Source organism: Pelistega ratti, from assembly GCF_009833965.1.
GTDB lineage: Bacteria > Pseudomonadota > Gammaproteobacteria > Burkholderiales > Burkholderiaceae_B > Taylorella > Taylorella ratti.
The window spans coordinates 1,519,939-1,532,254 of record NZ_CP047165.1; the positions used below are offsets into that span (position 1 = coordinate 1,519,939).

A 12,316-nucleotide genomic window follows, 5' to 3' on the forward strand; every position below is an offset into this window, starting at 1 on the left:
TTAGATGAGTCATTATATTAGTCCATAAAAGTAAAGATAAATAATAATTGGAAGTATGAGTATAGAGGATATCAATGAATAACGTTGAACAAAAAAAGAGAAGTGTTTTTCTAAAGCCTGAATGCTATCAAAAGATAGTTGAGTTTTATAATAAACATTATAAATATCGGAATATTTTTTCCATAACACCGCCTAAATATATTCAAGAAAGAGGGGCAGAAGATATAAATTATTATTATAAGGGGCTCAGCTGGGATTTAAGTTCCCACAAAATGGAATATATGCAGATCCAATACTCTGCAGGCATTGATATGAACGAGATTGCAGAAGAAACAAAATCTATGTTAGCTTGTTTCAAACAACATTTTAGTCAAGATTTCCCCCGGGAGAAATTATATCTATGGGAGGCAGACAGTTATATTTATATTCTTTGGCTATTAAGTTTAGCCGTGTTATCAGATAGTCCAGAATATCTTCAAATTATTCCTACATGGATTGGTTCGGAAAATGAGCATACTGATTTGCCTTTTGTGGATAAACCGATGAAAGCCTTTTTAGATTTAGTCGGTTATCAAGGGCAAGTGCAGGTTGAAGAAAAAGCCCTTTTCCCGAAATCTGTTTATCCTTTAATTCCCGAAATAATTGAAGCAGATGCACATAAAAAAGGCGAATTGCTGAAAAAGTATCTTAAAGGTTGGTATAAGAGTAATAAAGATACCTATTGGTATGATTACCATCGAAGTAATAAGGGGAAATTATTTTTCGGCTATTGGTCATTTGAAAGTGCGGTATTGGCATTGCTACTTAATATTGACGTAAGTATTGAGGAAATTAACCAGATGAGTGTTTTTCCAAAGGATTATTTTGATTGGTCGAATACAGCTGGTAGGATAAGAACACTTTGCGCTTGACCCTACACATAACCTTATTGAGCAGGAAAGTGAACGGAGATTATCAAGAGGGAAAATTCAAACGTACTGCTACAATGTGAAAGACTAATTTATCAAATAAGGAAAAAACTAAAAGGAAAAATAATGAACTTTACATTTAACCCAAGATAAGTATTTATTAGACAAGCCAATGCGGAAAGAACAATTGATTATGGAATTGAAGGTATTCAATTTTATAATGACAAATTGAAGTTAGAAGATCCGAATGAAAAATATCTTTATACGGGGCTAGTTGATAATTTATGGATGTTATTACGCATATATTATACGGTTGGGGAGGATATTGAAAAGTTACCGCCTTTACTGGAACAAATGATAGAAAGTGCGGAAATTGGCACAAAAGTGTGGCAAGAGAATAAACATTTTTTAACTAAAGAAGAACAAAATACCCCACCTTATGAGTGGCACAATGGATTAAATTACCTTAATACGTTAGGTTATGTCTGTATGTGTTATTTATTACATCGGGAAAATTTATTAGAACGGCTATTAAAAGTGATTACTGATAACAGCGTTTATACTGAATTAGATGCCGCAATTGAAGATTTATGTTACTATCATTTAAAAGACCGCCCTGAACGGGATTGGAACAAATATGTCTATATTGTGAAATTTACCGATGCAATGCGTTCAAAAGGCGAAGAACAATTAGCCTTACTTCATCAATATATGAAGGACTGGTATAAAGAGATGGTCGGATTAAATGATATTGAATATAACACCCATTTAACCGAAGAGCAGTATGGCTATTATGGTTACTGGGCATTTGAAGTGGCAGCGGTGATTTATTTAGAAGATTTAGATGACAGCGATTTTAGACAATATCCGTATTACCCGAAAGATTTGGTAGATTGGGCAAGGGCGAAAAAACGAGAAAATGAAGCGAGTCAAAAGAAGCCTTAATCTAAACCAAAAGGAAGAAAATAATGAACATTAAATTTAACCCAAGACAAGTATTTATTAGACAAACCAATGCGGAAAGAATGCTCAAACAAGCCTTAGATGAAGTCCCATATTGGAATGATAAATTAAAAGATAAAAACCCTGAAGAAAAATATCTATATTATCTTCAGGTTGATAACTATTGGATGTTAATAAAACTCTATTATACCATTGGGGAAGATATTGATAAATTACCGCCTTTACTGGAACAAATGATAGAGAGTGTAGAAATAGGCACAAAAGTGTGGCAAGAAAATAAACATTTATTAAGTAAGGAACGACAAAACACCCCACCTTATGAATGGCACAATGGATTAAATTACCTCAACACGCTAGGTTATATCAGTATGTGCTATTTATTACATCGGGAAGATTTATTAGAACGGCTGTTAAAAGTGATTATTGATAATAGTGTTTATACTGAATTAGATGCTGCGATTGAAGATTTATTTTACTACCATTTAAAAGACCGCCCTGAAAGAGATTGGAATAAATATGTCTATATTGTGAAATTTACCGATGCAATACGTTCAGAAGGCGAAGAACAATTAGCTTTACTTCATCAATATATGAAGGACTGGTATAAAGAGATGGTCGGATTAAATGATATTGAATATAACACCCATTTAACCGAAGAGCAGTATGGCTATTATGGTTACTGGGCATTTGAAGTAGCCGCAGTGATTTATTTAGAAGATTTAGATGACAGCGATTTTAGACAATATCCGTATTACCCGAAAGATTTGGTAGATTGGGCAAGGGCGAAAAAACGAGAAAATGAAGCGAGTCAACAAAAGCCTTAATCTAAACCAAAAGGAGAAATAATGAACGTTACATTTAACCCAAGACAAGTATTTATTAGGCAAGCCAATGCAGAAAGAACGATTGATTATGGAATTGAAGGTATTCAATTTTATAATGACAAATTGAAGTTAGAAGATCCGAATGAAAAATATCTTTATACGGGGCTAGTTGATAATTTATGGATGTTATTACGCATATATTATACGGTTGGGGAAGATATTGAAAAATTACCGCCTTTACTGGAACAAATGATAGAAAGTGCGGAAATTGGCACAAAAGTGTGGCAAGAGAATAAACATTTATTAAGTAAGGAACAGCAAAACCTTCCCCCCTATGCTTGGTATACTTCTTTGAATTATCTCAATACCTTAGGCTACATTAGTATGTGCTATTTATTACATCGGGAAGATTTATTGGAGAGGCTTTTAAATGTAATTTTGGCAAATGAAAATGTAGATGGTTCATTAGATGGATTAATTGAAGATTTATTCTATTATCATTTAAAAGATCATCCGGAGGAGAATTGGGTAAAATATAAATATGCTATTCCTTTTGCTGATGCCATCAATTCAAAAGGCGAAGAACAATTAGCCTTACTTCATCAATATATGAAGGACTGGTATAAAGAGATGATGGGGTTGAATGATATTGAATATAACACCCATTTAACCGAAGAGCAGTATGGCTATTATGGTTACTGGGCATTTGAAGTGGCAGCGGTGATTTATTTAGAAGATTTAGATGACAGCGATTTTAGAAAGTATCCATATTATCCGAAAGATTTGGTAGATTGGGCAAGGGAGAAAAAACGGGAAAAAGAAGCAAGTCAAAAAAAGAGCTAAACAACTATTTTGACGACCTACTCCACTAATACCCCATATTTCCTATGATAAAATACCCTTTTCCCATCTAAGCATTCACAATGAAAAAAGCACTTGATATTTTAAAAAAAGAGCTTCAATCCACTATCAACCAAGCCCCTATTACAGGCTCACTCCCCCTATATATTAACCAAATCCTTACGGGTACAATTCACCCACTCACCATACAAGCCACCAAAGGATACGATTACTTTCAACATCATTCCCAATTTGTTAATATCCAATTACCCTTTGATTCACTCACTGAAAAAAGCCATTTTTTTAATACACTTGCCCTTTACCTGCGCGAACAAAATTGCTTACCCTTTTGGCGAGATGAACAAGTCTTTGTCTGGCAAAATAATACCGTTTTTGCCCATATAGAACGCACGGCTACTCGCCCTCTTGGCTTATTAACACAAGCCATTCATCTCAATGCTCGTACACCAGATGGCAGAATTTATCTTTCGTTAAGATCTCCCACTAAACAAACCGATCCCAATAAATGGGATACCCTAGCAGGCGGTTTACTGAATGCACAAGATACACCAGAAGAAGGTCTCGCACGAGAAGCCTACGAAGAAGCAGGTATTCCTAAATGGGTAATACAACAATGTACGCCTATTCACTCTATAGGCTATATTAATCGTCCTCTTCCCGAAGGGTATCAATACGAAGAAATGCTCAGTAGCGACTGTATTTTACCAAGCAATATTAAACCCCAAAATACCGATGGCGAAGTTAGTCAAATCGAAACCTTTACCCCTCAAGAAGTATTAACACTCATGCAAGACGGTATGGTCACAACAGAAGCCATGATCGTGCTGATTGATAGTATTGAGAAAAATAATCTTATCTAAAAAATTTTATATATAAAGCCTTATACTACCATAAAATATAGCTGTCTAACTCAATCACCATATGTGCACCTAATAGGAATTTCAATAAGATTTTAATTACCTAGTGGCATCTTCCTAATGATGATAGCCTTTCCTTTAGCAGTACCGTACAAAAAAGAGTAAAATGGGCTTTATATGACACAAGAAGGGGTTTGCTAATAGAGGAATAATAACAATCTATTTACATCAACCCTTTACTTTATACTAACCTCACCTTTTTAGAGTATTTATATGGCATTAAATATTGTTATTCTAGCGGCTGGCATGGGTAAGCGTATGCAGTCTGATCTTCCTAAGGTACTACACCCTATTGCAGGAAAACCCATGCTATCTCATGTTATTGATACGGCACGAAAATTACAACCCAACCGTATTATTGTGGTTGTGGGGCATGGTGCAGAAATAGTCAAAACACATTATGCACAAGATAATGATTTAGGTTTTGCCCTGCAAATGCCACAGAAAGGAACAGCACACGCGGTACAACAAGCAGTCGATCAATTAGTTGGCGGAGATAGCCCACAAGATATGACGCTTATCCTCTATGGTGATGTACCCCTTGTACAAAAAGAGACCCTCCAGACTCTTATCCAAAATGCAAGACAAGGTGTAGGTGTTCTTACTGAAATACTCACCGATCCGACAGGATATGGACGTATTGTACGAGATACCCACGGGCAGATTAATCGTATTGTTGAACATAAAGATGCTTCAACAGAAGAATTACAGATTACAGAAGTAAATACAGGTATTTTATGCGTCCCTACTGCTTTATTAAAAAACTGGCTTACACGCATTGATAATCATAATGCACAAGGTGAATACTACCTAACCGATATTATTGGATTAGCCGTTCAAGACCAAGTTACCGTCAATGCAGCTCACCCCCATGCCGCTTGGGAGACACTAGGGGTTAATAGCCGTATTCAGCAAGCCCAACTAGAACGTTTATGGCAAGCAGAACAAGCACGTCGCCTACTTGAACAAGGGGTAACATTAGCCGATCCATCACATTTTGATTTACGTGGTGAACTGATTTGTGGAAAAGATGTCTTTATTGATACGGGATGTATTTTTGAAGGAAAAGTTGTTCTTGCCGATGGTGTACATATTGGGGCTCACTGTGTCTTGCGTGATGTTTCTCTCGGACAAGGTACACGGGTAGAAGCTTTTAGCCATCTTGAGCAAGCCAGTGCTGATGATCATGCGGTCATTGGTCCTTATGCTCGCTTACGCCCTGCCACCCATCTTGGCTCACATAGCCACGTGGGTAATTTTGTCGAATTGAAAAAAACACAGCTAGGTGCATACAGTAAAGCCAATCATTTAAGTTATTTGGGTGATGCAACTATTGGTCAATATGTCAATATTGGTGCAGGTACAATTACATGTAATTATGATGGGGTCAATAAATTCCAAACGATTATTGAAGATGGTGCTTTTATCGGTTCTGACTCTCAGCTTATTGCGCCTGTTAAAGTTGGCACTAATGCAACACTCGGTGCAGGCACAACATTAGCAAATGATGCTCCTGCTGAACAGTTAACCATTTCTCGTGTCAAACAATTGACGATTTCACACTGGAAACGACCTACGAAACAAAAAACATCTTAATAAAGCTATTTTAATCTCCTTGATAGCGTTTATCATTAAACGCTATCTAAAAAATTGATATGGCTATCACAGAAAAGATAACAGCAACAAATGCTCCATTATCACAAGAACCTGATGGGCTTCCTACACCCCAGCGATATTGGGCAGCACTTACCCTACTACTTACAATAGCGATGGGGGTTGTCGATAGTAGTATTACCAATATTGCACTACCAACCATTAGCCGTTCTTTAAACGTTCCTCCTGCTTCTATTGTATGGGTAATTAATGCCTATACCATTGCTATTATTGCTTTACTTCTACCCTTTTCTGCTCTGGCTGAACAGATTGGTATGCGCCGCCTATTACGAATCGGTTTAGTTATTTTTATGCTAGGTGCAGTTGGTAGTATGTTTGCTAACTCATTAACACATCTGCTGATCACTCGTATTATACAAGGAATTGGTTGCTCCGCTTGTATGGCTTTATTTGGTGGATTAGTCCGACATATTTATCCTCGTCATGCACTAGCAACGGGCATTAGTTTAAATGCCATGGTAGTCGGTGCCTCTGCTCTTATTAGTCCATCATTAGGGGCATTTATTATTGAAATTGCCTCATGGCATTGGATTTATGGTTTTTCTATTCCTTTAAGTATTATTGCATTAGTATTTACTATCTATATCCCTCGCATTCATCGTATAAAAAAACCTTTTGACTATAGTAGTGCCATACTGAATGCATTAGCACTTGGCTGTTTTGTAGCTGCATTAGACATTGCTTTTTATAAACCCTCCATTGCACTACTCTTTGTCTTTATTTCAATATTATCTGGTTACCTACTCTACCAACGCTGTATCCGCCAGACAGCACCATTAGTTCCTCTTGATTTATTAAAAATTATTGCTTTTAGAGATGCCATTATTGTTTCCTCTTTAAGTTTTGCGACAGCTTCTCTCACTATGATTTCTGCGCCCTTTTATTTCCAGACAGCATTACATATGTCCACAAAAACAGTAGGTTTACTCTTTAGTGCATGGCCAGTTGCAAGCCTATTAATCGCCCCTATTGCCGCCCATCTCTCGAATAAATACCCTACCTCTGTCCTTGCTGGTACGGGTAGTGTGATAATTAGTATGAGTTTACTTTCTTTATTGTTATTACCCAAAGATGCTCCTACACTTTATTTTGGACTTTGTTTATTTTTTGCAGGTTTAGGTTTTGGTTTTTTTCAAACGCCCAATAATAAAGCCATTTTATTATCTGCTCCTTCTCACCGTGCCAGTGCTACAGGAGGAATGCAATCAACAGCAAGGCTATTTGGGCAATGTATAGGAGCCGCTTTAGTCGGACTTTCATTTAGTATGAGTGCAGAACATGGTCATTACTATGGACTTATCCTAGGATTTATCATGATTACCATAGCAAGTGCTGTTAATCTGAGTCGTTATATCAGAAAAACAGATATTGCGGTATATTAACAATAGATACTAACTTCTACACAATTATCTACCTTAATACACCATAATAAGCAAAGAGCTATACCGATTTCGATATAGCTCTTTCTTTTAGTTAATATGTAAAATAAATACCCAATCTCCTGATTTCATCTATTGAAACAGATAGACAGGTCATAACAAAATTACCCTTCTACACCTGCATTATGGGCTTGTTGATCAGCATGGTAAGACGAGCGAACCATTGCCCCCACTGCCGCATGAGAAAAGCCCATTTTATAAGCGGCTTCTTCATACATCTTAAAGGTATCTGGTGTCACATAACGCATCACGGGTAAATGGTGATCGGATGGTTGTAAATACTGACCAATGGTAAGCATCTCAATATCATGATCACGCATATCTTGCATCACTTGTAGGATTTCTTCATCCGTTTCACCTAAACCCACCATTAAGCCAGATTTAGTTGGGATATGTGGATAGCGTGCTTTAAAATCTTTGAGAAGTTTTAAAGAATGTAGATAATCTGCCCCTGGACGTGCTTGTTTATATAGGCGAGGCACTGTTTCTAAATTATGGTTCATCACATCAGGTAAACCATGCTCAAAAATAGCTAATGCTTTATCGGCACGACCACGAAAATCAGGAACAAGCACCTCAATTTTTGTTATAGGCGCTCTTTCACGAATCTCATTGATACAATCTACATAATGCTGAGCACCACCATCACGCAAGTCATCACGGTCAACAGAAGTAATGACTGCATAGCGGAGCTTCATTGCAGCAATAGATTTAGCAAGATTTATGGGTTCATTCGTATCAAGAGGATCTGGACGACCATGCCCTACATCACAGAAAGGGCAACGGCGAGTACACTTATCACCCATAATCATAAAGGTTGCTGTACCACGACCAAAACACTCACCAATATTAGGACAAGACGCTTCTTCACAAACCGTTACCATATTGTTTTCACGAAGAATACGTTTAATATCACCATATTTAGAGTTAGCTGGTGCTGCTTTAACACGAATCCAATCTGGTTTTTTCAGCTTCTCAATGGGAATAATTTTAATAGGAATACGAGAGGTTTTTTCAAAAGACTTTTGCTTTTTGGTCGCATCATACGCCGTATCTTTATCGGCTGGGGTTTGTGTGATTGTACTCATAACTCTACTTAGGGCTGGTCATAAATTTTATATGGAAAATAACTTTTTTCCGACAAAATAATTTATCACGAAACCCATAAAAAAGATAATCAAAAGAGCATTTTAACCCGATTAAGGCAAGATGAAAAGAAAACCTATTTTTTCTTTATGACAATTTATTTATTCCCTTATGTTTAACGTAATGATTCGGAAAATATAAATAAGATAATCCTTTTCTTTAACCTTATAAAATACCGATAAAAACTTTTTAGGTATTTTTATGCGATGGCTTCTTTTTTGATCCTAATTTTCTTAGATAACATCAAAACTATCATGGTTTCATTAAGGTATTAGGAATAAATATTAATCTATATGAATCCAGTCAAAATTCTCAAAAAACTATTACCTCATTTCAAGCCATTTCAATATGCTAAATAAGCATTATCTTTTCTTAACCCCCTATTTTCTATTTGTAACGCATTAATTTTCTACTTTCACTCCAAAAATATCTTCACTATAATAATATCTATTAAACATTTTTATTTATTTTTCAAAATACGGATGGTTTATTCTGCATTACTTATTCAGACTACGGTTTCAGACCTTTTATTTGCTAAAAAATTAGCTCAGATACTCGTTAAAGAGCATCTTGCTGCTTGTGTGCATATTGCACCGCAAGGATTATCTCTTTATCAATGGGAGAATACCTTAGAGCGTAATGAAGAACTGACCCTCAGTATTAAAACGTCTCAAAAGGCAGCTAAAGCCTGTATGGCACGTATCCAAGCCCTTCATCCCTATGAAGTTCCAGAAATCATCTGCTTACCTATTATTGATGGGTTGCCCGACTATCTTTCGTGGATAGAGGATCAAACACGAGAGTATTGATATGCGCAAAAATCTTTTTCATTTTTTTCTTATTTTTTCCCTCATTATTCAGGGATTATTATCTCCTACGCTGAGTCATGCAGCAGAGGATTTTTTAGAACCTGATAGGGCATTTCAACTCACGGCTAGCCTAACACAGGATAATCAAGTTGATTTACAATTTACCATTGCTCCGGGTTACTATATGTACAGAGAGCAGTTTACTTTTACCCCAATTGTTGCCAATAAAGCGGACTTTTCTTTACTGAATCCTGCTTCTATTCAATATATGCAAGGGGAAGAGAAATTTGATGCCACATTTGACAAAAAAATGGAAGTTTATCACGATGCAACTCGTGTGACGATACCACTCAAACTTCCACCACAAATGCATACATTAGAAATTGTGGCACAAGGGTGTGCAGATGCAGGTCTTTGCTACCCTCCTATGTATTACTATCTTCCTCTATCACCCACTAGTCAAGGTTATGAGATTGCATTACCCGATGCTCAACAAGGTGTCTTATTAGTATCTCAAGACCAGATAACCTTGGATGAAGAAGCGGTACAAACAGCAACAGGTGGTACCTTACCAGAAACAAGTCATCAAGGGATTACGATTAATACCAGTGATACACAAATTGCGAATTGGTTAAATCAAGCCAGTCTATGGCATATGTTAGCCATTGCATTCTTACTCGGTTTAGCCCTATCTTTTACGCCTTGCGTATTACCCATGCTGCCCATCTTATTATCCTTAGTCGTTGGCTCTTCTCAGCAAGAACGCCCTTCTAAAGCACATAGCCTAAAGCTAACCCTCTTCTATGTACTGGGGACATCAATTGTTTATAGCTTACTAGGTATTGCAGCCGCCTCTATTGGTGCCGTATTAGCTAACTGGATTCAAAACCCTTGGGTACTCAGTATCTTTGCTATCTGCCTTGTTTTATTTGGTATAGCCATGTTCGGTGCTTATACTATTCAAATGCCTGCAGGTATTCAAAGTCGCTTAAACAACTTGGCAAACCGTATCCCTGCAGGGCAATCAGTAGGGGCTTTATTAATGGGCATGATATCATCACTTATTTGTGGCCCATGCGTAGCGGCTCCTTTAGCAGGCATTCTCCTCTTTATTTCCCAAACAGGCGATATACTTACAGGCGGATTAATCCTGTTTGTCTTAGCATGGGGACAAGGGGTTTCGCTCATTATTCTAGGGACAGGCTCTGGTATGCTTCTACCTAAAGTAGGTATGTGGATGGAAACCGTTAAAAAAGTATGTGGTCTCTTATTGTTTGCCGCTGCTTTATGGATGACTGCTCCTCTAATGCCAACTTGGCTACCCATGATATTATGGGCAATCCTTGCACTTGCTTTTGCTTATATTATTGGAACATTCAAAGGGTATAAACCCTTTCCTCGTTTTATACCTCTTTTAGTAAAACTAATCGGCTGGATAGCCACTGTCTGGGCAATTAGCTTATTAATTGGTGTTTCTTTAGGTGCTCGTAGTGTATTAGCGCCTTTTAACTATCAGGCACAATCCACTGAACACGTTCAATTTACCCGTGTACAGTCATTAGAAGAACTACAAAACTTCCTCAAGACAACGGATAAACCTGTTTTATTAGACTTCTATGCTGACTGGTGTATTTCATGTAAAGAGATGGAAAACTTTACCTTTACTGATAAAACGGTTCAGGATTTAATGGGACAGATGCATCTTCTCCAAGCTGATGTGACTAAAAACACACCTCAGGATAGAGAGCTATTAAAAGCCTTTAATCTATTTGGACCACCAGGGATTATTTTCTTTGATAAAAATGGTCAAGAAAATAGTGATGTTCGTGTCATCGGCTTCCAAAATGCTGAAAAATTTGCACAGCAATTAAGAAAAGCATTAGAAAAATAAAAGTATCAAAAAAACACCCCCATCATTGTTTTGCAATATGGGGGTTTCTTTATGGGATAGTCTTTTAGCAATTAAATCTACCTATAAGCCTATATATTTATAAGTTTATATTACCCCAATATTAATCCTCTTGGATATTTATAACTTCCATCTTTGCTTAGCAAAAACCAGTCAGTATGACAAAATACTTACAGCCCTATATATCTAATTCAATTGTTGTACCGGGCTTACCACGGGATACACAAATCATCATACAGTCTTGCGCTTGCTTTTCATCTTCCATTAAATAGGTATCCTGATGAAGAATTTCTCCACTTAGTACGGTAGTATAACAAGTGCCACAAACACCATATTCACAGGAAGTATTTACCTTAATATTATGTTCTCTTAAAGTATCTGAAATACTCATACCTTCAGGTATCGCAATTGTTACTCCTGTACGAGCTAATTTGACGTAAAAATCAATATCATCACTACGTACTTCTTCATTAAATGGTGAGGTAATCTCAATTAATTCGTCAGGTTCAAATATTTTAAACATACTCTTTGTTCCTTCTGAATCATCTGATGATGATATTTGAATCACTACTTCATATTGCGCTTCATTCACAGAAATAATCGGATAGTGGCAAACAAAACCAGAGGGTGTCTTTACATCAATAAAAACACCTGTAGGCGATAAACCCATAAATCGGGTAAATGAAGGTAAGAATAATCTTAGCTCCCTACCCCCTTCCTCACAGAAAGACACCTCCCGAATATGAGCAGGAATCCAACGTAATTGATGATGAAGCATAGATTATTCTCCTTATGATACAACAATATTATTTTACTATTGACATTACCTTATACCACTAGTTAGTTATTAACGATAAGGTTATATC

11 protein-coding genes are annotated in these 12,316 nt (G+C 36.7%); 9 read left to right on the plus strand and 2 right to left on the minus strand.

The window, feature by feature from the left end:
- Positions 1-74: 74 nt before the first annotated feature.
- From F9B76_RS06565 to F9B76_RS06595, 7 genes are all read left to right on the plus strand, one after another.
- The gene (locus tag F9B76_RS06565) at positions 75-911 is read left to right on the plus strand and encodes a PoNe immunity protein domain-containing protein (protein WP_159991391.1); all 837 of its coding nucleotides are present in this window, start codon (positions 75-77) and stop codon (positions 909-911) included.
- A 225-nt stretch (positions 912-1,136) separates the two neighbouring features.
- The gene (locus F9B76_RS06570; protein ID WP_159991392.1) at positions 1,137-1,853 is read left to right on the plus strand and encodes a PoNe immunity protein domain-containing protein; all 717 of its coding nucleotides are present in this window, start codon (positions 1,137-1,139) and stop codon (positions 1,851-1,853) included.
- A 23-nt stretch (positions 1,854-1,876) separates the two neighbouring features.
- Complete coding sequence (locus tag F9B76_RS06575) at positions 1,877-2,695, plus strand: PoNe immunity protein domain-containing protein (protein ID WP_159991393.1); 819 nt, start codon at positions 1,877-1,879, stop codon at positions 2,693-2,695.
- Positions 2,696-2,716: 21 nt separating this feature from the next.
- Positions 2,717-3,538 (plus strand): PoNe immunity protein domain-containing protein, encoded by an 822-nt coding sequence (locus tag F9B76_RS06580; protein ID WP_159991394.1) that lies wholly within the window; start codon positions 2,717-2,719, stop codon positions 3,536-3,538.
- Between the two features lie 80 nt (positions 3,539-3,618).
- Complete coding sequence (locus tag F9B76_RS06585; RefSeq protein WP_159991395.1) at positions 3,619-4,416, plus strand: NUDIX hydrolase; 798 nt, start codon at positions 3,619-3,621, stop codon at positions 4,414-4,416.
- Between the two features lie 270 nt (positions 4,417-4,686).
- A complete protein-coding gene (gene glmU / locus F9B76_RS06590) occupies positions 4,687-6,069 on the plus strand; it encodes a bifunctional UDP-N-acetylglucosamine diphosphorylase/glucosamine-1-phosphate N-acetyltransferase GlmU (protein ID WP_159991396.1) in 1,383 nt (460 codons plus the stop codon).
- Positions 6,070-6,128: 59 nt separating this feature from the next.
- On the plus strand, positions 6,129-7,529 hold the full coding sequence (locus F9B76_RS06595) for an MFS transporter (RefSeq protein ID WP_159991397.1): 1,401 nt from the start codon (positions 6,129-6,131) through the stop codon (positions 7,527-7,529).
- A gap of 161 nt (positions 7,530-7,690) precedes the next feature.
- Here F9B76_RS06595 and lipA read toward each other — a convergent pair whose 3' ends face one another.
- Positions 7,691-8,674, minus strand: a complete 984-nt coding sequence (lipA, locus tag F9B76_RS06600) for a lipoyl synthase (protein ID WP_159991398.1) — start codon at positions 8,672-8,674, stop codon at positions 7,691-7,693.
- Positions 8,675-9,214: 540 nt separating this feature from the next.
- Here lipA and cutA point away from each other — a divergent pair.
- Positions 9,215-9,541: a divalent-cation tolerance protein CutA gene (gene cutA / locus F9B76_RS06605; RefSeq protein WP_159991399.1), complete on the plus strand. Its 327-nt coding sequence runs from the start codon at positions 9,215-9,217 to the stop codon at positions 9,539-9,541.
- 1 nt (position 9,542) lies between these two features.
- Positions 9,543-11,432 carry a protein-disulfide reductase DsbD gene (gene dsbD, locus F9B76_RS06610; RefSeq protein ID WP_159991400.1) on the plus strand — a complete coding sequence of 630 codons (1,890 nt, stop codon included), beginning with the start codon at positions 9,543-9,545 and terminating at the stop codon, positions 11,430-11,432.
- A gap of 196 nt (positions 11,433-11,628) precedes the next feature.
- Here the strand turns inward: dsbD and F9B76_RS06615 are convergent, their stop codons facing one another.
- The gene (locus F9B76_RS06615) at positions 11,629-12,228 is read right to left on the minus strand and encodes a 2Fe-2S iron-sulfur cluster-binding protein (protein ID WP_159991401.1); all 600 of its coding nucleotides are present in this window, start codon (positions 12,226-12,228) and stop codon (positions 11,629-11,631) included.
- Between the last annotated feature and the right edge of the window lie 88 nt (positions 12,229-12,316).

Bases quoted from the DNA above. Each gene is read 5' to 3' on its own strand.
- F9B76_RS06565 (WP_159991391.1), top strand. From the start codon at position 75: ATGAATAACGTTGAACAAAAAAAGAGAAGTGTTTTTCTAAAGCCTGAA.
- F9B76_RS06575 (WP_159991393.1), top strand. From the start codon at position 1,877: ATGAACATTAAATTTAACCCAAGACAAGTATTTATTAGACAAACCAAT.
- F9B76_RS06580 (WP_159991394.1), top strand. From the start codon at position 2,717: ATGAACGTTACATTTAACCCAAGACAAGTATTTATTAGGCAAGCCAAT.
- F9B76_RS06585 (WP_159991395.1), top strand. From the start codon at position 3,619: ATGAAAAAAGCACTTGATATTTTAAAAAAAGAGCTTCAATCCACTATC.
- glmU (WP_159991396.1), top strand. From the start codon at position 4,687: ATGGCATTAAATATTGTTATTCTAGCGGCTGGCATGGGTAAGCGTATG.
- F9B76_RS06595 (WP_159991397.1), top strand. From the start codon at position 6,129: ATGGCTATCACAGAAAAGATAACAGCAACAAATGCTCCATTATCACAA.
- lipA (WP_159991398.1), bottom strand. From the start codon at position 8,674: ATGAGTACAATCACACAAACCCCAGCCGATAAAGATACGGCGTATGAT.
- cutA (WP_159991399.1), top strand. From the start codon at position 9,215: ATGGTTTATTCTGCATTACTTATTCAGACTACGGTTTCAGACCTTTTA.
- dsbD (WP_159991400.1), top strand. From the start codon at position 9,543: ATGCGCAAAAATCTTTTTCATTTTTTTCTTATTTTTTCCCTCATTATT.
- F9B76_RS06615 (WP_159991401.1), bottom strand. From the start codon at position 12,228: ATGCTTCATCATCAATTACGTTGGATTCCTGCTCATATTCGGGAGGTG.